The 20529-nt window shown below is 51.4% G+C and carries 15 protein-coding genes; 2 read left to right on the plus strand and 13 right to left on the minus strand.

Going from position 1 to position 20529, the window contains the following annotated elements:
- Window positions 1-40 precede the first annotated feature (40 nt).
- The 3 genes from tpx to BACSA_RS19660 form a co-directional block, all read right to left on the minus strand.
- A complete protein-coding gene (gene tpx, locus BACSA_RS06560; protein WP_013617320.1) occupies window positions 41-544 on the minus strand; it encodes a thiol peroxidase in 504 nt (167 codons plus the stop codon).
- Window positions 545-715: 171 nt separating this feature from the next.
- Window positions 716-1195: a PaaI family thioesterase gene (locus BACSA_RS19655; protein WP_013617321.1), complete on the minus strand. Its 480-nt coding sequence runs from the start codon at window positions 1193-1195 to the stop codon at window positions 716-718.
- Between the two features lie 12 nt (window positions 1196-1207).
- Complete coding sequence (locus BACSA_RS19660) at window positions 1208-1507, minus strand: Dabb family protein (protein WP_013617322.1); 300 nt, start codon at window positions 1505-1507, stop codon at window positions 1208-1210.
- A gap of 277 nt (window positions 1508-1784) precedes the next feature.
- Here BACSA_RS19660 and BACSA_RS06575 point away from each other — a divergent pair, with 277 nt between their 5' ends.
- Both BACSA_RS06575 and BACSA_RS06585 read left to right on the plus strand, forming a co-directional pair.
- Entirely contained in the window at window positions 1785-2234 is a 450-nt protein-coding gene (locus BACSA_RS06575) for a cupin domain-containing protein (RefSeq protein WP_013617323.1), read from the plus strand.
- A 696-nt stretch (window positions 2235-2930) separates the two neighbouring features.
- Window positions 2931-4589 (plus strand): hypothetical protein, encoded by a 1659-nt coding sequence (locus BACSA_RS06585; protein ID WP_013617324.1) that lies wholly within the window; start codon window positions 2931-2933, stop codon window positions 4587-4589.
- A gap of 82 nt (window positions 4590-4671) precedes the next feature.
- On the opposite strand, the gene BACSA_RS06590 is transcribed toward BACSA_RS06585, so the two are convergent.
- The 10 genes from BACSA_RS06590 to BACSA_RS06635 all read right to left on the minus strand — a co-directional run bounded on the left by BACSA_RS06590 (window position 4672) and on the right by BACSA_RS06635 (window position 20502).
- Window positions 4672-5841, minus strand: a complete 1170-nt coding sequence (locus BACSA_RS06590) for a TolC family protein (RefSeq protein ID WP_013617325.1) — start codon at window positions 5839-5841, stop codon at window positions 4672-4674.
- A 131-nt stretch (window positions 5842-5972) separates the two neighbouring features.
- Window positions 5973-9068 carry an efflux RND transporter permease subunit gene (locus BACSA_RS06595; protein WP_013617326.1) on the minus strand — a complete coding sequence of 1032 codons (3096 nt, stop codon included), beginning with the start codon at window positions 9066-9068 and terminating at the stop codon, window positions 5973-5975.
- A gap of 105 nt (window positions 9069-9173) precedes the next feature.
- Complete coding sequence (locus BACSA_RS06600) at window positions 9174-10301, minus strand: efflux RND transporter periplasmic adaptor subunit (RefSeq protein WP_013617327.1); 1128 nt, start codon at window positions 10299-10301, stop codon at window positions 9174-9176.
- 115 nt (window positions 10302-10416) lie between these two features.
- Window positions 10417-10815: a DUF6769 family protein gene (locus BACSA_RS06605; RefSeq protein WP_144005196.1), complete on the minus strand. Its 399-nt coding sequence runs from the start codon at window positions 10813-10815 to the stop codon at window positions 10417-10419.
- Between the two features lie 88 nt (window positions 10816-10903).
- Window positions 10904-12178 carry a hemolysin family protein gene (locus tag BACSA_RS06610; RefSeq protein WP_013617329.1) on the minus strand — a complete coding sequence of 425 codons (1275 nt, stop codon included), beginning with the start codon at window positions 12176-12178 and terminating at the stop codon, window positions 10904-10906.
- An 827-nt stretch (window positions 12179-13005) separates the two neighbouring features.
- A complete protein-coding gene (locus BACSA_RS06615) occupies window positions 13006-13614 on the minus strand; it encodes a response regulator transcription factor (RefSeq protein ID WP_013617330.1) in 609 nt (202 codons plus the stop codon).
- On the minus strand, window positions 13611-14306 hold the full coding sequence (locus BACSA_RS06620; RefSeq protein ID WP_041584270.1) for a hemerythrin domain-containing protein: 696 nt from the start codon (window positions 14304-14306) through the stop codon (window positions 13611-13613). Before BACSA_RS06620 ends, BACSA_RS06615 begins: the two co-directional genes overlap by 4 nt.
- A 236-nt stretch (window positions 14307-14542) precedes the next feature.
- Window positions 14543-15904, minus strand: a complete 1362-nt coding sequence (locus tag BACSA_RS06625) for an IS4 family transposase (RefSeq protein WP_245546590.1) — start codon at window positions 15902-15904, stop codon at window positions 14543-14545.
- Window positions 15905-16003: 99 nt separating this feature from the next.
- Window positions 16004-17389 (minus strand): TolC family protein, encoded by a 1386-nt coding sequence (locus BACSA_RS06630; RefSeq protein WP_013617333.1) that lies wholly within the window; start codon window positions 17387-17389, stop codon window positions 16004-16006.
- Entirely contained in the window at window positions 17386-20502 is a 3117-nt protein-coding gene (locus BACSA_RS06635) for an efflux RND transporter permease subunit (RefSeq protein WP_013617334.1), read from the minus strand. Before BACSA_RS06635 ends, BACSA_RS06630 begins: the two co-directional genes overlap by 4 nt.
- Window positions 20503-20529: the final 27 nt, after the last annotated feature.

Here is a 20529-nt window from a genome sequence, read left to right on the forward strand (position 1 = left end):
GCCCGCATGGAATTCTTCATTCTTCATTCTTGATTCTTCATTATTTCAGCGCAGCGAGTGCCGCTTCGTAATCGGGTTCTTGCGTGATTTCGGGAACCAGCTCGGTGTATACCACCTTTCCTTCCGGATTGATGATTACTACGGCACGCGCCAACAACCCGCACAATACGCCATCGCTCATCAGCACGCCATATTTCTCGCCGAAGTCGGAAGTATAGCGGTAATCAGACAATGGAATCACGTTTTCGATGCCCTCTGCGGTACAGAAACGTCCTTGTGCGAAAGGAAGGTCTTTCGAGATAGCCAGTACCACCGTGTTGCCCATCTGCGAAGCCAGTTGGTTGAACTTGCGTACTGATGCCGCGCATACTCCCGTATCCATGCTGGGGAAAATGTTCAGCAGGGCATACTTGCCTTTTACATCTGCCAGGGTAAAACTGGTCAAATCTCCTTTCACCAATGAAAAATCAGGAGCCTGTGCTCCAACTTGAACAAATTCGCCTGCCAGCGTGACAGGGCTTCCTTGGAATGCTGTTTTTGCCATATTCTTTTTATTTTAAGTAATAACTATTAAGATGATACTTCCATGTAAGGATAACAAATGTGCCGCACTTTTTGTTGCAGACGCTTGCGCTTTTTGCAATTTTTATATATGTCCTCTGTGGTGAAAAATGCACAAATCTATACCGCCCTACATGGATTCATTCCTGTTTCATCACATAGAATCCCCTTCCGCCTTGCATTCGTGGAAATGCATCTCGTGTTCGGCTTTCTCGCGCGGGAAAGCGAAGTAAGTGCATACGGCTTGCGTGCATACCTCTCCGCTCTCGTTGGTGAGCGTGGCTTCGATGATGACAATGTTCCGCCGCTGTTCGCGGATGGAAGCGCGCAAGGTGAGCAGCTTGTCGGTGGTATGCACCGGCTTCAGATAGCGCGTCTCCATCTTCGAAGTGACACCGGCGGTCTGCAATTTGCGCATCACCACCCAGCCGCATACCTCGTCGAGCAATACCGCCTGGATGCCTCCATGCAAGGTATTCAGCCAACCCTGGTATTTATCATCCGGCTTCCAGTAGCTCACGATGTCGTCTCCGTCTTCGTAAAATTCCATTTTCAGCCCCGAGGGGTTCTGGGGGGCACATCCGAAGCAATTATACCCCTCTACGTCTTTCCACGGATTGATAATCTTTTTCATTTAGGATACGCTTTAAAATTCATAATCGGTGCAGGCGCGGTCTTGCTTGTAGTCTTTCAGCAGGGCCGATGCCGCCAGGTGGTCAGGATGTGTCGAATACGCCCTTACGTCTTCCAGCGTGTCAAATGCGCTGTCCAGGCACATGTCCCATTGCTCGTCCGGATTCATGTTGAAACCGACAAAGATGTGGCGGATGAAGGGTATGCGTGCAGGCAAGGCTTCGATGGCCGCCTTGAAGCGGTTCATGACATCCTGCTTTTCGGCTTGCCCCAGTTCTTCTTTCAGTTTGAATAATACGATATGTTTCACCATGATGCAAATAGTTTTTAGCGTTATGTTTATGTCTGTCGCTACAAATATAGGGATTTTTCATCACAGATTGCACGGATTCATGCCGTTAAAATCATAGAAGACAGAAACGAATCTATAAAAAAGATTAAAACCGCATCGGGCAATGACCTTAAAATCAACAATGGTTTCAACGGGGTAACTATCTTACTTTTCCGTGCCTTCTTGATAGGTATCGGAAGTTGCGCTAACTTTGCCGTACGATTTAAGGAAATGTATAACCAATTAAATGGATAAGCGTATGAAAACAATGGAAAAAGTAGCGGAAGCCGCAAACTTCTGCGCGGCAAATGCAGGCAAGTTGAACGAACTGGGCGAATATGTCTTGGCAATGGGACCCGAAGTGAAAATCCCCGGCAAGGTGTTTGGCGGAGCGGTTGTAGGCGCGACGGGAAGCGAATTTTCATTCCAGTCTTTCCAGCCGGGTACGGAAACCGGTTTCCTGCATACCCACAAGAACCACGAGGAACTGTATTTCTTCTTGAGCGGGAAAGGCGAGTTCCAGGTAGACGGCAAGGTGTTCCCCGTACAAGAAGGAAGCGTGGTGCGTGTGGCTCCAGCCGGCAAGCGTTCGGTACGCAACAATGGCACCGAACCGCTGGTAATGCTTTGCGTGCAATACAAGGCGAATGCCTTTACCGCCGAGGATGCCGCGGACGGCAATATCCTGAACGAGCCGGTGGTGTGGTAAAACAAATGAATTGCGAAGAATCCGTGTGATTCTTTATTCAAACGCAGAGACGCAGAAGCGCAGAGCTTATTTTTTGAGAGAGCAAAGAGCACAGAGAGGAATGTTTGGCTCCATGTCCTTTTGCCTTCTCTAAATTATTCTTCTGCGCCTTTGCGTCTCTGCGTTCGATTTTTTTCGCAAACCAGTTTTGTGTTCCATAATGCGCAGCTAAATGCATCGGCGTATGCACATGTTTGCAGGAGCATTTGCATATATATCGAAGTATCATGCAATATGATTGCCTTACGGGTGAAAAGGAAGAGAGCGCTCCGTTACAATTGTTACAATTACAGTAATTTGAAATGACCTTTTAGGACGAAGAAAAAATGAAGATTAAATTTATATTATATATATTATTATATAATATATATAATATAGTTTTATAAGATATTCTCCCATTCTCTTGACACCGGATTGAAAAAGCGATTTCAATTAACTGTAATTGTAACAATTGTAACGCCATAACAGAAAGCATCCATCAGATTCCTTGCATAAAAGAGAAAGATTTTCATCATTGTAACAGGCTGATTTCCAATAGTGGAAATAAAAAAGTCCGATTTTGTTAACAGATTTTTACAGTCACTGCTTTTATTTTGCCGATTATTTCACGGGGAATGCGTATCTTTGCATACACAAAAAACTTTAAATGTAATAGCTATGACTGACCAATCAAACACTCCTTGCCCGCTGAGTTTCAAGGGCATCCCCTATTCCGACATTATCAACCGCTGGTTTTCGCTCGCCGGAGGCGAACCTGTAGAAGGAGAACGCAACGACAAGCTGCACCGCCTGGCTTCGCACCTGCGCTACATCACGGACAACAACGAAGAAACCCTTTTGCAGATTATGCCGCGTTACGGGCTTCCGGAAAAGGAAATGAAGGGGCTGATTCATTCGGCGTGCTCGGCGAAATGGTATTCGGTGCCGAAGCTGATGCAAGAGGCTTGTAGGGGCGTATCGCATACGCCCGAATGCGCCAACGAGGGCACCAATGAGGATGTGTGTGCGGATGTTTCCGGGCGTATGCAATACGCCCCTACAGTGCCCCCCGAATTGCCCAAACGTCTTCCCAAGCTTATCCGCCTTCTTGTGAGCCGCACGCCCGAAGTGTACAGGCCTGCCGTGGCACATGCGGTATTCCCTTCGTTGGCAACCCATTTGCATCAAGTGCGCTTCAAGTATATTGACAATGTGGAGCATGAGGCGACCCTTATGAACGTGCTCATGGCGGGGACGGGTGCCGGAAAAGACTGCATTTCGGAGCCGATAAACCGCATCATGGCAGACATCCGGCGCAGGGATGAGGTGAACCTGCGCAGAGAGCGCGAATGGAAGGAAGAGGTGAACTCGAAAGGAGCGAACAAGGACAAACGCCAGCGCCCCGAAGGGCTTATCATCCAGGAGATTGACGCGGACATGACCAATCCGGCATTCGTGATGCGCACCGCCGAGGCGGAGGGACATTTCCTCTACACGAAAATGAACGAGATAGACCAGTTCGATGCCCTGAAAGGGTCGGTAAGGGGACGCCAGCAGTTCCAAATCATGTGCCTTGCGTTCGACCCCGGAAACCGCTACGGGCAGACACGCGCCAGCGCACAGGCCGTGACGGAAAAGGTCACCATCCGTTTCAACTGGAACGCTTCGACCACCATCCAGAAAGGGAAGAAATACTTCGCACGGGTACTGACCGACGGGCCTATCTCGCGCATCAACTTCTGCACCATTCCCGAACGCGAAATCGGGGCGGACATGCCGGTGTATGGCAAGTATGACGCGGCTTTCGACGAGGAGCTTCGCCCGTACATCGAGAACCTGAACCGTGCCACGGGACTGATTGATTGCCCGCAGGCGTACAAGCTCGCCCAAGAGATGAGCGCCGAAAACGCGGAGTGGGCCGTGCTCTCGCAAGACCGTGTGTACGAGAACCTTTCGTTCCGCGCCAACGTGATAGCCTACTTGAAGGCATGCGTGCTCTACGTGGCGAACGGGGAGAAATGGGAAAAGTCGATAGAAGACTTCGTGCGCTGGTCGTTCCACTACGACATGTGGTGCAAGCTGGAGTTTTTCGGGGAAGCGATAAAGGAAGCGATGGACCAAGACAAACGCCCACTGTACGGCAGGCACCGTCCGGGCAGGCGCAACCTGCTGGAGCTGCTTCCCGATGAGTTTACGCATGCCGATGCGGTACGTGCGCGCCGGACAGCAGGCATGAGCGAGAAGGGCACCAGCAGCATGCTGAGGCAATGGGTATTCCGCCGTTACGTTACAATTGTTACAAATAACAATTATCAAAAACTGAAGTTCAAGGCGTAGAGAATGAAGAATGAAGAATGAAGAATGAAGAATTCCATGCGGGCGAAGCGATTCTTCATTCTTAATTCTTCATTCTTCATTCTCAAAGCCTGTTCTTGTAAATCTCCGCCATCAGCTTCTGGTACCGGTTCTCCAGCTCGATGTATGCCTGAAGGTTGCGGTAGATGTTGTCTGCCTCGGTATAAAATTCGATGATGGAGAGCTGGCCCGCCTTTACGGCTTCGTTGAGCAAAGCCAGGGTGCGGTGCATCAGGACGACATCGTACGCCTGCATCGCCTCGCGCAACTGCTGCATTTCGTTGAAACGGGCATGCACGTCTGCCGCCGCTTGCAGGCGGGCATTGTCCAGCGCCAGGCGGGTACTCTCCACTTGCAGGCGGGCTATTTTCCCTTTTTTCCGGTTGGAAAACAAGGGCAGGCTTCCACCTATCAGAAAACCGTTGCTTTTCTCGTCAAGCGACGTGTTGCGCCTGTAGCCGACCTCTATTTTGGGCAACCAGCTCTGGCGGTTCACCTTCAGCTCCTTCTCGGCGGCACGCGCATCGGCATCTGCCGCCAATAAACCGGCATCGGTAGCCATCACCTCATCGTAAAAGGCATTGCAGTCTTTCAGTTCCTCCACGTGGGGATAGGTGTCTGCCGTAAATTCCAAGGGCATGTTTCCGTTCATTGCCAGCAACTGCTGGAGCGCGGTGCGGTGGGCGGCATTGTTTTGCGCCACTTCGGTCTGCACGCTCATCCGTTCCATTTTGATTTTGTTCACTTCGAGGATGCCAGCATCGCCTTCTTCCAGGCGTTTCTCGAAGAGGGCAAGCAGCTCGCCGGCATTCTTCGCCCGCTTCTCCAGCAAGGCGTGTTGCTGGTTGAGCATTATCAGGTCGAGGCAAAGGTTCTTGGCACTGAGCAGGATATCGCGGCGTGCCGCCTGTTGCCTGCGGTCGAGAGCCGCCTGCTTCCACTTGCCCGACTGGCGGCGTGCACCGTAAAGCGTAGGGAAATCGAATCCTTGTGTCACGACCAGTTCGGAACTGGACATGCCGGTGATGCCCCGGGTGTAGAACGGGCTGTATTCCACCGAAGGGTCTTCGAGGTTGTTTTCCGCCTGCACTTCGAGTTTCGAGGCGAGCGTGCTTTGCCGTTGTGCCTGAAGCTCCTTGTTGTTCTGCTCCACCTGCCGGAGCACTTCGTCTATGGTTTGTGCCTGCATCGGCGCTATCGCAAGGCAGGCTATGGCTAATGTAATGTATTTCATTGCTTGTGTATGTTTTTATGAATAGAACACAGAGACACAGAGGCACAGAGTCTTTTTATTTTTTAGAGAATCCAAAGTACACAAAGAATGTCTAAATTTTACCTCTGTGTCTTCGTGTCTCTGTGTTCGATTTATTTATTTTTCATTTCTTTCCGGTGCATCAGTTCGTACACGATGGGGACGATGAAGGCATTGAGGAAAGTCGATGTGAGCAAGCCTCCCAAGATGACTTTCGCCATCGGACTCTGTATCTCGTTGCCCGGCAAATCGCCGCGCAAGGCAAGCGGAATCAATGCCAATGCCGATGACAGGGCGGTCATCAGAATCGGATTCAAGCGGTCCAGCGAGCCGTGGACAATGCACTCGCGCAAGCCCATGCCCTGCTCTTCGCGCAACAAGTTGTAATGGCTGATAAGCAACATACCGTTGCGGGTGGCAATGCCGAAGAGCGAGATGAACCCGATGATGGCCGGGATGCTCAGCTCGCCCGTGGTGCAAAGCAGCACAAACACACCTCCTATCAATGCCAGCGGCAGGTTGAGCAGGATAATGGCACTCTGCACCCCGTTCTTGAACTGGACATAGAGCAGCAGGAATATCACCACAATGCTCATCAACGAAGCAAGCAATAAGGTGCGGCTGGCGGCTTGCTCGCTTTCGAACTGCCCGCCATACTCGATATGATACCCTTCGGGCAGGCGGATTTCATCGTCTACCCGCTTGCGGATATCGTCTACTACACTGCGCAGGTCGCGCCCGCTGGTATTGGCGGAGATGACGATTTTACGTTTCACGTTCTCCCGGTTGATGGTGTTGGGTCCCATTGACGACACCACATCCGCCACATAGCTCAAGGGCACTTTCCGTCCTTCGGCATCGTCTATCATCAGGTCACGGATACGCTCGATAGAGCCACGGTTGTCTTCGCTGGCACGCACCACAAGGTTGAATGCCTTGCCGTTATCGTACACTTGCGACACGGTCTCGCCCGCCATATTCACCGTGACAAACTCATTGAACTGTGCCAGCGAGATGCCGTACTTCGCCAACATTTCACGCCGGGGGACGATTTTCAGCTCCGGACGCTCAATCTGTTGCTCCACGTTCAGGTCGGCAATGCCCTCTACGTCTTTCACGGCATCCTTAATCTGATTTCCCAAAGCGAACATACGGTTCAGGTCATCCCCGAAGAGCTTGATGGCGATGCTCGCCTGCGTGCCGCTCAGCATGGCATCGATGCGGTGGCTGATGGGCTGACCTATCTCGATATTGGCTCCGGTAATGACCGAAAGCTTGCGGCGTACCTCGTCGAGCAATTCCCGGTGCGAGCGGTCTTTCAACTCAAAGGGAGCTTCCAGCTCGGACACGTTCACGCCCAGCGCATGCTCGTCCAGCTCGGCACGCCCCGTCTTGCGTGCCACGGTCTGTATTTCGGGGATGGAAAGCAGGATTTCTTCCGCCTGCCGCCCTATCTTGTCGGACTCTTCCAACGAAATGCCCGGCAAGGAACTGACATTGATGGTGAACGAACCTTCGTTGAACGAGGGCAGAAAGCTGTGTCCCAAGGTAAAGAACAAGCCCAGTGCCACCACAAAAAGAGCAACGGTACCCGTCAATACGCTCCGCTTGTGAGCCAATGCCCACTCCAGTGCCCGTGCGTAATACGTACGGAGCCACACGGCAAGGAAAGCTTCGCGAGGCAATCCTTCCTTCTTTCCGCCTCCCAGCAAATAACTGCAAAGTACCGGCGTAAGGGTAAGTGCCACCACCGTAGAAGCAAACAAGGCTACGATGAAAGCGATGCCCAACGGCACCAGCATCCGCCCCTCCATGCCACTCAGGAAGAACAGAGGAACGAAGCTCACAATGATAATCAACGTAGAGTTGAGGATGGGCATACGCACCTCGCGCGAGGCGTTGAACACCACTTCCCGCACCGGGAGGCGTTCGCCTGCCGGAAGCATCCGGTTCTGGCGCAAATGCTTCCATACATTCTCCACGTCTACGATGGCATCGTCTACCAGCGAACCGATGGCTATCGCCATACCGCCCAGACTCATGGTATTGATGCTCAGCCCCATGTAATGCAACACCAAAACAGCTACCACCAAAGACAAGGGAAGCGTGACGAGCGAAATCACCGTGGTGCGCACATTGGCAAGGAAAAGGAAGAGCACGATAACTACGAATATCGCCCCTTCGTAGAGCGAATGCTGCACGTTGCTGATGGAACTCTCGATGAAGCGTGACTGGCGGAACGTATCGGTGGATACACGCACATCGGGCGGAAGGTTCTTTTGCAGGTCTTTCAGGGCGGCTTCCAGCTTTTCGGTCAGTTCGATGGTGCCCGTATTGGGTTGCTTGGTCACGGTAATCAGTACGGCAGGTTTCCCTTTCTCCGATGCCAGTCCCAGCTTGGGCTGCTGGGCACCGATGCGCACATCCGCCACATCTTCCAGCACAATGGGAACACCTCCTGCGGTCTTAATCACCGCACGTGCCATTTCCTGTACATCTTCGGTAGACACCACTCCGCGCACAATATATTCGTTGCCATATTCATAAATGACACCTCCGTTGGTATTCTGGTTCATCCCGCGGGTCACTTCCATCACCTCGCCCAGCGTAACGCCGTAATGTTTCATCCGCTCGGGATGAAGCAGAATCTGGTATTCTTTGATATCGCCTCCCAATACCGCCACCTGTGCCACGCCTCCGGTAGAGAGCAGGCGCGGGCGGATGGTCCAGTCGGCAAGCGTACGCAGGTCGAGCATCGAAGTGCTGTCGGCGGTAAGCCCTACAATCAGCAGTTCACCCAGAATGGACGACTGGGGGCCCAGTGTAGGATTGCCCACATTCTCAGGCAGGCTCTCGCCCACCGTAGCAAGTTTTTCGGATACAATCTGGCGGGCAAGGTAGATATCGGTATCCCAGTCGAACTCTACCCATACCACCGAGAAACCGGTGGTAGAAGAAGAGCGCACCCGGCGTACACCCGTAGCACCGTTGACCGCGGTCTCGATGGGGAAGGTGACGAGTTGTTCCACTTCTTCCGCCGCCATTCCCCCAGCTTCGGTCATCACCACCACCGTGGGCGCGTTCAGGTCGGGGAACACATCCACCTCGGTATGGAAAGCGGTGTAGGTTCCTCCTATGAGCAGAAGCACCGATGCCACCAGCACCAGCAAGCGGTTCTGCAATGAAAAATGAATGATTTTGTTCAGCATAAAAAAATTTGTTATGTTTTTAGCCTCACCACGGATTACACAGATTCACTATTAATTATTAATTGTTAATTAAAATCTGTGTAATCTGTGGTAGTAAAAATAAAATCAATGGTTGTGCGTATGTGCGGGGATGGCATTGCTTGCCGAAGCCAGTTTTACATGAATGGCACCTTCAGTCACCAGCCGGTCGCCTTCTTTCAGTCCCGAAAAGATTTCTACATGCGTGCCGTCGTCCAGCCCCGTCTTTACCTCTTGTTTCCGATAACACTCGTCATCCATCTGCACGTAAACGAACTTTACGCCCTGTTCTTCGGTAAGTGCCGAAAGAGGGACACTGATCACCCCTTCACGCCCGTCCGACAATAGCCAGACTTCGACAAAGGCTCCGGGAAGCATCTCGCCACGGTTGTCAAACTCGAACGTAACGGGGATATAATAAGAAGTGTCGCCGGTGGACTTGCCATACGAAAGCAGACGTCCGCCCAGCGAATCGAGCCGATAGACACGCTCATCATACGAAGTGCGGAAATTGGCGGAAGACACCTTGCGCAATGCCGGATAATAACGCTCCGAAACATCGGCACGCAACCTCAACCGGCGTGTCTGGGTAATCGTCAGCAAGGGCTGGCCTACGGTCACATAATCCCCCTCTTTCACCAGGCAAGACTTCACATAGCCCGAAATGGGTGCCTGCACCGATACGCCCTTTCCGTCATGGCTGGGCGAAAGAGCTTCGTAAGCAACACGGGCATTTTCATAAGCTTCTTTCAGTACATTGAAATCTTTTCTCGAAACTATCTGGCTATCTACCAGTTTAGAGGCACGTTCGTATTCGTCCTTGGCGGTTTCGTAAGCGATGCGTGCACGGTTGACGGCATCCCCGTCCTGAATACGACTTCCCGACACGTTCAGCACGGCATTTCCGGCTGCTACACGCATGCCTTCCGTAAGCGGGCGCACAAACGAGACGATTCCCGCCGTACTTGCCACTACCGCCGCCTCATCGCCCTGCACGGCAAGTATCTGTCCGCTGGCAGGGATAACTTGGCGGAACGTGCCTGCCTTTACGGTTTCTACTTTCACTCCTGCCGCCTTCGCTTTCTCCGGAGCCAATACAATCTCTCCCGAAGCTCCGTGTGCGGCTTCCTCCTGATGTGTTTCTTCCTCGTGTCCGTGGGCGTGCTTCTCTCCTCCCCCACACGAAGCCAGTGCCAGCAAGGCAAAGGCTCCCATCCATAAACTTTTTGTTCTGTTCATATCTGTTTCTGATTTTATCCGTTTGTTTTTACGCGGCAAAGATACCGCATCCCTAAGGCAACTAAGTTGCATTTGTTCTACTATAATAAAATCAGCAAACAGGGGGAGCACGCAAGCCCGTATTGCAGGCTACATCCTGCGTGTGCAGGTTCTCGATGTACATCCCGTCGGAAAGCAAAGTCGCTTCGGGCATGTACACCAAGTGCAACAGATACGTGAAAGTATAAAGAATAGAATAAAATGTATAGTCGGGAGCCAGCGTGTCCCGATGCTGGTCGGGAGTAGCGCACTGGAAATGCGTAATGCATCCTGCCGTACACGTATGGCGGTCTCCATCGCCCTCGTGGTGCATACGGTCGGCACACGATGTTCCTTCGGCACACACCTCCAAATCGGGATGCAAGCAAAAATAGTCGGAATGATGATGGTGCGGAAAAACCTCTGCCACCTGCATCAACAAGCAGATAGCAAGCAAAAAGAAGCTCTTCAATTGACAATTGACAACTGACAACTGACAATTAGATTTCCTTTTCCCACAGCGTCCCATCACCCAATTATTAATTATTAATTGTTAATTATTAATTGTCAATTGTCTTAACCAGCACCTTGTCGATGCGTGCGCCGTCCATGTCCACTATCTCGAACGTGAATCCGTTCCATTGCAAGGTTTCCCCGCTGGTGGGAATGTGCTGCAATTGCTGGAGAATCAAGCCACTCAGCGTATGGTATTCGGAGTTCTCAAACAGGTCTTGACGGTTGAAATAGCACAAGAAGTCGTAGAGCGCGCATTGCCCGTCTACCAGCCAGCCGTCGCCCGATACCCGCTTGATGATGTCAGGTTCCTCGCCCGGCGCATCCATGGTGCCCACCAATCCCTCCAAGATGTCTCTCAAGGTGATAACCCCCATACAGATACCGAACTCGTCACACACCAGCGCACGGCTGATTTTGCGCGCCTTCATCTGCTCCAGCGCCTTGTATACGTTCATGCTCTCGTGGAAGAATACCGCTTCGTGAATCAACGAGGTAAGCTTGAAGTCAGGCTCGTACAGGTGGAGCACCAAATCCTTCAGGTTTACGATACCCTTCACGTGGTCCAGGTCACCGTCGGCTATCGGGTAAAACTCATACAGCTTCTCGCTCAGCACCTTCTTCACATCGTCTGCACCCATATCCGTGTCCAGCCATACGATGTCGCTCTTGTGCGTCATAATCGAACTGACTTTCAGGTCGCCCAGCAGGAACACACGCTGCATGATGTCCTGCTCTACCGGCTGCACTTCGCCGTCCTCGGTACCTTCCTGGATAATCGATTTGATTTCCTCCTCGGTCACTTTGTTATCCGATTCCTTGATGCCCAACAAATTGAATATCCCTTCCGTACTCTTCGAAAGCAACCATACGAAAGGCAATGCCAGCACCGAAAGGAAACGCATGGGACGCGAAACGGTTTTCGCCGCCTTTTCCGCAATGCTTAAACCGATGCGTTTAGGCACCAGTTCGCCGAAAATAATGGTCAGGTAAGTCACAAAAAACACAATGATTCCTTGCGCCAACGTAGCGGCATACGATGCATGCACTCCCCACGAAACCAAGACATACGCAAAGTCGCTGGCGATTTCATTTCCTGAATAGATACCGGTCAGGATGCCGATTAATGTAATGCCGATTTGAACCGTTGAAAGGAAACGGTCGGGGTCGTTCGCCAGTTTCAGAGCCACGCTTGCCGCCTTGCTTCCTTTTTTCGCATCGGTAGAAAGCCGAGTTTTTCGGGCTGATATTAATGCCACCTCGGACATGGAGAAAATACCGTTAAGTACTATCAACCCGATAATTATAAAGATCTCGTCCATAAAAAATATAAAAGTGTTTTCGGTCGGCAAATATAATGGAATGTTCAATGAAAGTGAAAGAGCAGGCAAAGTATTAAATAGATTTAACGAAAAAAGCCAAACGAATCAGGATTATTTTTATGAATGCCTTTGCCAATTCACTTGTAGGGGCAGGGGTTGCCTGCCCGAATACATCCACGCAGGCGCATACGGGCGGGCGAACCCCTACATGGTTCATTGCGTTTTCGGCTTCCCTTGAATGCGTCCGCAACCGCCCATGACGGAAGATAAGACCGCCCGTATCTCCCGATGCGAAAGGCTGTGTTACCGGCTGCCCTTACGGAGCAATGAGATGAAATATTGCTGAAAGACTCAATTTCCGCCAAAACAATGCGAAAAAATCCGGTGTGAGAAAGCATAAGGGGCAGGCAAAAATCCCGTATGGGCATAAAAAAAGGAGTACCGCTGTACTCCAACCTTTGTTAACCTTAAATCTAATACTATGAAAAACACATTGCAAATGTAGGCATTTATTTTAAACCCGCAAGCGAATCCCTGCAGAAAGCCCTATATTATAACCTATTTTAAGCAAACAAGCTCACGCTAAACACTTTTTTACTATATAAGGTATAGATTGATGCATTCTCATACCGCGCAAAGTATATTCTTCTGTGTCCTATAACACAGCCCCAACCGTCATAAAGCGCGTGCTCCCCACGAATCACTTCGCAGGGAGCACCCAACTAATAACTAACTTTTTACTCTTGTGGTTTACGTAATTTCATATGACTAACGCTGCAAAGATACCGGCTTTCCGGTTCTTGCGCAATACCTATATGTTGGTATTCTTATAGTTTCATCTTCACTTCGCTTAGTTCTACCAGCTTATTGACTATGGCGTAGATGGTCAGGCCGGCGGCGGAATGAATCTGCAGCTTGCGCGTTATGTTCCGGCGATGCGTAATCACCGTATGCACCGATATATACAGTTTTTCAGCTATTTCCTTATTGGTCATGCCCCTTACCACGCAACAGATAATTTCCTTTTCCCGCTGGCTCAAGGCATCCTGGTCGTCTTCTTCGTCATCCGAGAAATTCATCAGGACCGATATTTTCTTCACCAATGACTCGATGTCATCATACAGGCTTATCGTGTCATCGTACCCCTTCAGGCGGTTGGCATCCACAAACGAACAAAGCAATGCCACCACCTTCAGTTCCACCTGCGGATAATGTTCCCTCCAGGCATCCACTTCGAACCAGCCTTCGAACTGCGGGTTTATAATCAGAATATGCGGGCTATGCGCTTCCATGCAGTGCTGAAGCCCTTCTTTCGATGTGACTTCCACCGTCTGAATCTCCAAATCGGGCAAGCGTTTCAAGACAGCGACCAAACCGCTCCGCACGATAACCGAAGTTTCCGCTACAGCTACCGATATGACTTCCTGTGATTTCATTTCACCTCCTTTTCCAGCTCCATAATGGCAGGAACGAACAAGTAATCTTCCACCCTGTTGTGTGATGCCAAGTCTTCCTCACAACTGAATATATCGAACAAGGTTGCGTTCAGCAACTGATTATCGCCGGTTGCAGGATAATATTTGATGATAATGTTTTTAAGCTCAGTCAGTTTGACATTCACCTGGTCGTGATGCCGGGCAAAGACACTGATGCTATAGCCTTCCGGCCTCTCCCCCTTCAACAGACTACGCACATACGTAAAAACTTTCTCGTTCTCATATTCCATGTGCTTTCTCACTTCGCCCACATAATCATCAAAGAACTGAAGAATCAGGTAAGCCACTTTATTGCTTATGGAAAAGTCTATCGCTTCCATCAGCTTCTTCCGGATGCCGGGAAGCTGGAAATCGAGGAAGTAGGAATGCGCCCGTTGCAGATAATCCATCAGTGCCGGAACCGAAAGCCCTGTAATGTGATCTTGCATCCGATTGTTTTCCTCAATCAGGAAATTAACGACAATCAGAAAAGTGGAACAATCCACCTGGTTCAAATCACAAACCTCTTGGACCGACTTGTCGCCGAAGCCCAAGGGCACGCCAAACCGGCTTAACACCTGAAGCAACGCATAATTGTCGCAAATCAAGTCGCTCATCTTGTCGGTCGGCCTATACGATTTAGGTTTACACATAGCAAAAAATGAATTCATATTATTTCTATTTGCAAAGTAAAGCAATCTGTTCCATCCGGGCAATCCCCATTTGTTGGTATTTATAAATGAAGAATGAAGAATTCTGTCACGCCGGATTTGCAATCCGGCGTAATGAATGAATCGGATTTGTAATCCGAAACCATTGGCGGATGATGCGGATTACAAATCCGCAGCTATGGTTACGCCGGATTGCAAATCATGAGTGGTCGGAATATCTAAGACGTTAAGCCATTTGCTTCCAGACGCTTGTGTTTCCCTTTTTGGCTTCCGTGCGGTGTCCCGCGATTTCCGGCAGCCATCTCCGAGGCAAGTCCCATCGCATAGTCTTCCATTTCCAAATCGAGAGTGAAGACGGCCATGGAATACCCCAGCTTGTTCTCACGCTTGTATATCATGACAAGCATGGCCGTTATGAGCGTCATGTAAAGGATGACCTGCAGGCCGTTCTCGTTGACCGACAGGAAATGGCTGAACGAGAGTTCCTGCTTGAGGAAACGGAAAAACACCTCGATGTCCCAACGGCGGCGGTAAATTTCGGCAATCTCCTTGGCCGGCAGTTCCATGTCGTTGGTGATGAAGCATATGCGGTTTTCCACGCGTTTGGCTTTCCCTTTGTTTTGGGGGCGTGTGGTGTCACGCGGCTCCTTGAAATGGGCCGTGATGACGCGGTACTCCTCCGTGCCGAATTTGCGGCTCCCCCCTTCACGCAGGTGTACGACCTTGTCCTCATCCAGCACCAGCTTTTCCGGAGCGCACTTGTCGGCCTCCGGGATTTCCAGCACGCGCACCGTCTCCATGCTGCGGTTGGTCTTGATGCGGCCCACGAACCTGGCGTGCTGTCCCGTCATCGAATCGTATGCGCGCAACGATGACAGCCCGCGGTCAAAGACGTAGAGGTTGCTGTGTTCGGGGTCCTTCTTTATCATCCCGTCTATCGCCTTGGGCAGGGCGACGTCCTCGCTCAGATAAGCCGGCTCGTCCAGCACCTCGGCCAGCTTCGCGGCGAAGCCTTCGTACCCCATCGTGTATTTCACCTGCCGCCGTTGCCTGCAGGCATCCTTTCCAACCGGACGCTTGCCTACGGTGAAGCCCTTCTTGAGCTTGTTGCAGGTTTCGGCCACGAGGGTGCTGTCCACCCTTACCAGCAGCTTGCGCTCTATCTCACGCGGAGTGTAGAGGCTGTGCAGCTTGTCGTAGAACACTTCGTATGCCTTGCGGAAAAACTCCACATTCACTTTCGAGAGGCGTTCCGAGATGGAACTGTGCGAAACCCTTTCCCCAAGCGAGTAGTCGAACAGGGTGCAGAAGGCGCGGCTCTCGAACACCTTCTCCAGTTTGCGCTGGCTCAACCGCTTGCAGCGGATCAGCCCATAAAGCAGCAGGTTGAAAAGGCGCTCCCCCTGCAGTTCCTTGGCGTAGCGGTCCACTTCCGTGGATTTCGCGAGCCGTGCCAGCATCTGTCTGGGGAGAAGGCGGACGAGGTCGGTCGCATGGCATTTCAATTCATCAAGATGCATAATGTTTCTGTGTTTGTTTGATTCCGCAAATATAAATATTTTACTTACAGCTTGTTTCACTTTTATATCTTCCGACCACTCATGATTGCAAATCCGGCGTGACAAGAAGTAGAGACGTCACATCGTGGCGTCCCCCATCCGAAGGGTTAGGAGTGCATTCTATTCTTTCCACCCTCCGCCCAATGCCTTGTACAGGTTGACCATGGTGATTTGCTTGTCACGGACGGCATTGCTCAGGCTGATTTGTGCGTCAAGGTATCCACGTTGTGCGTCCAGCAAGTCCATGTAACCGATTACTCCGTTTAAGTATTGCAGTTGGGCAAGGTCGAGTGTGCTTTTGGACGCTTGTTCCAGCCGGAGCCGTGTCTCGTAGATTTCTTTGGTCTTGTTGAAATCGGCGATGGCGTTGTATGCTTCTCTGAAAGCGTTCAGCACGACTTTTTCGTATTCATGGGTTGCTCCTTCCAATGCGGCTTTTTGCGCTTTCAGGCGGGCACGGTTTTTCCCCCAGCTGAATACGGGCTGCAAAAGGTTGGCGCTGAGCAGGTGCCACGGGGATTTCAGCAATTCATCGAGCACGTCACTTTCTCCGCCGTAGCTGGCGTTCAGCGTCAGGCTGGGGAAGAGGCTGGTAAACGCAATCCCCACTTCGGCATTGGCAGCTATCAGGGCTTGTTCTGCCTGGCGTACATCCGGACGGCGTTCCAATAAGCTGGAGGGCAGTCCTACCGGAAGGCTTACGGGGAGCAATACGTCTTCCGGCAATACCGTCCGTTTGATGTGATGCGGATAATCACCGGTAAGGAAGGCGATATCGTTTTCTTTCAGCGTAATCTGCCGTTCCAGGTCGGGGACCAATGTTGCGGTTCGTGCCAATTCCACTTGTGCCTGCCGGAAAGCGGTTTCCGATGTCAGTCCTCCTTCGTAGCGGATGCGTGCCAAGTGAAGGCTTTCGCGCCGGGCTTCTACGGTCTGGCGGACAATCGCCAGTTCGTTGTCAAGTGCGACCAGTTCGAAGTAGGTTTGTGCGACTTCCGCAATCAGGCTCATTTTCATGGCGCGCTGGTTCTCTACGGAACCTAAGAAATCGGCTACGCTCTTGTCTCTTGCCCAGCGGAGTTTTCCCCACAGGTCTATTTCCCAGCTCATCGTTCCTTTCAGGTCGAATTCGTCATCTTGCGAATAACTGTCGCCGCCGTAGTTTGTCCGTTCACGTTCGGCGTAGACGCGCAGCCCGATTTGGGGCAGCATGTTGCCGATGTCAATGCGTTTCCTTGCTGCCATTTCCCGGACTCTTGCGGCGGCAATCATCATGTCTTTGTTATAAGTCAAGGTTTTTCTGATAAGTGCCTGGAGTGTAGTGTCTGTATATAAGGTTTCCCATGCATAGTCGCCGATAGAGACAGAGTCTACGCTGAGGCTGTCCAGTGTCTCAGGCAGGTTCAGTTCGGGGCGGGTATAGTGCTTGCCTATCTGGCATCCTGCCGTGCTTATTACGAGGATGCTCCACAAGAACAGGCAAAGGGGTTTATAGATTTGTTTCATACTTTCCTGACTTTTGTTTTTTTCAGTTTATTCGTTGTTGTATAAATCATGACAAAGAAGAACGGGACGAGGAAGATTCCCACCGTTACGGCTACAATCATGCCAAAGAACACTCCCGTACCGATAGCCTGCCTGCTTGCCGAGCCCGGACCGGATGCAAGAACCAGCGGGACCATACCCAGGATGAAGGCAAGCGAGGTCATCAGGATGGGGCGGAAACGCAAGTGGGCTGCATGGAGCGCTGCCTGAATCACACTCTTTCCCGATTCCACTTCGTCTTTGGCGAATTCCACGATGAGGATGGCGTTCTTTGCGGCAAGCCCCACCAGCATCACAAGCCCGATTTGGAAATACGTGTCGTTCTCCAGTCCGCATACCGCTACGCCCAAGTATGCCCCCAATGCGGCAACAGGCAAAGACAGCAATACGGCGATAGGCACGCTCCAGCTTTCGTATAATGCTGCCAGAAACAGGAAGACGAATAAGAATACCAGTGCCAGAATCATGCCTGTCTGCCCTCCTGCTTGTTTCTCCTGATAGGAAAGTCCGCTCCATTCTACGCCGATGTTGTCTGGAAGATGCTCGCGTGCCAATTGTTCAATCAGTTCCATGGCTTGTCCCGAACTGTATCCATGTGCTGCCGTGCCTCGGATAATGGCTGTGTTGAACATGTTAAAGCGTTTGATGCTTCCGGGGCCGGTGGTATATTCGGTCGTGCCCAGCGCGGTCAGCGGAATCATGCTTCCGTCATTTCCCCTCACGAAGAAGAGGTTGATGTTGTCACGGTGTTCACGGTACGGTGCTTCTGCCTGGATATATACACGGTAAATGCGGTTGAACATGTTAAAGTCGTTTACGTAAACCGACCCCGTATATGCTTTCATGGTGGCGAATACATCCGCCATAGGCACTCCTGAGAATTTCACTTTGTCGCGGTCTACATCGAAATAGAGCTGCGGAATTTCGGCTTGCAGCGAAGAGGAAAGCCCTGCCAGCTCTTTCCGTTGTGAGGCATAATACATCAGGGTGTCGGCGGCTTGAATCAGGTTGTCGTAGGTCGCGTCTCCGCGTGCCTCCAGTTGCATTTCAAAACCTCCCGATGTACCCAGTCCCGGGATGACGGGCGGCGTAGAGAGGTATACTTTGCATTCCGGATATTTCTTGAATTCCTCCTGTACGTCTGCCATGATTTCTTCGATGGTCGTATTGTCGCGTTCCTTCCATCCCTTCAGGATAACGGTGAGCGAGCTTCGTGCCTGGCTTGTGCCTACACGCGGGCTGGTACCCGCTACGCTTTGCACATATTCTACCGACGGATTCTTCATCAGGTAATCGATGGCCCGGTTGGTCACGATGCGTGTGCGCTCCAGGGTGGTTCCTTCCGGCATTTCCAGCTCAACGGTAAAGTACCCCTGGTCTTCTGTGGGAAGGAAGCTGGTAGGAATCAGCCGGTAGAGCAAGAATATGAAAACGATGACCATGCTGAACGCGACAAGGGTGCGCTTGGAGTGCTTCGTGATTTTGATGATGCCAGCCACATAGCTGTGATTGCCCTTTTCCAGCCATTTGTTGATGGTACGGAATACGCGGTTCTTGGGCTTGTTGGGGTCTTGCGGACGCAAAATCAATGAACACATCACCGGGCTGAGGGTCAATGCCACTACGGTCGAAAGCAATACCGATACGGCAATGGTGATACTGAACTGGCGGTACAGTTGTCCGGTGATGCCCGACAGGAAACTTACGGGGACGAATACAGCGGCAAGCACCATTGAAGTGGCTATCAAGGCGCCCGTCAGCCCGTTCATTGCCTTCTTGGTCGCTTCGTATGGGCTCAGGTGTTCTTCTTCCATGATGCGTTCCACATTCTCTACCACGACGATGGCGTCATCTACCACCAGTCCGATGGCAAGCACCAGTCCCAGCAGGGTAAGGATGTTCAGCGAGAAACCGAAAATCAGCATGAAGCCGAATGTGCCGATTAAGGAAATCGGTACGGCAATGGTCGGGATTAGCGTGGCGCGCCAGCTTTGCAGGGAAAGGAACACCACTACAATCACCAGGAACAAGGCTTCGAACAGGGTTTTATATACTTCATGGATGGATTCGGAGATATACGTGGTCATGTCGAACGGTATCTCGTATTTCATTCCGTCGGGGAAGTTCCGGCTGATTTCGTCCATGGTCGCTTTTACCCGTTCTGCCACTTCCATGGCATTGGCTCCCGGAAGCATGTATACGCCCAATACGGCAGCGTTGCCTCCGTTGATTCCGCTTTCGGTGTTATAGGATTGCGCTTCGAGCGATACGCGGGCGACGTCCCGCATGCGGATAAGCGAACCGTCCGGATTGGCGCGTAAGACGATTTCTTCGAATTGGGATGCGCTTGACAAACGTCCTTGGGCTGTAATCGGAATGGTTACGTCAAGTCCCGTTACAGGCTGTTGTCCCAATACGCCGGCTGCCGATTCCCTGTTTTGGTCTTTCAGCGCGTTTTGCACGTCTTGCACGGTCAGTCCGAAATTTGCCAGCTTGGCTGGGTCTACCCAGATTTGCATGGCATAATACCGGCTTCCGATGTTGGACACACGTCCCACGCCCGGAATGCGGCGGAGCAAGTCGAGCACATTCAGGGTGGCGAAGTTGCTCAGGTATATTTCGTCGAATTTCGGGTCGTTGGAAGTCAGGCAGATGGTCATCAGCTGGCTGGCGGCTTGTTTCTCGATTTCGATGCCGTTCTGCACCACTTCGGCAGGCAGGCGTGATTCTGCCAGCTTGATGCGGTTCTGTATCTCTACAGCCGCCAGGTCGGCATTGGTCGAAATGTCAAAGGTGACCGTAGCCGAGAATCCTCCGGAATTGGAGCTGTTCGACTCCATGTACAGCATCCCCGGCGTACCGTTCAGTTCTTGTTCAATCGGGGTAGCCACGGCTTGCGACACCGTAAGCGCGCTGGCTCCCGGATAAGAGGCGCTGATTTTCACCACCGGTGGAGTGATTTGCGGATACTGGTCGATAGGCAGCATCGTAAGCCCGATAAGCCCGATGATGACTATCAATATGGATATAACGATCGAGAATACAGGCCGATCGATAAAGAAAGTCACTTTCATGGATGTCTTGTTTAGAAATTTATCGGT

It is taken from the genome of Phocaeicola salanitronis DSM 18170, assembly GCF_000190575.1.
GTDB lineage: Bacteria > Bacteroidota > Bacteroidia > Bacteroidales > Bacteroidaceae > Phocaeicola > Phocaeicola salanitronis.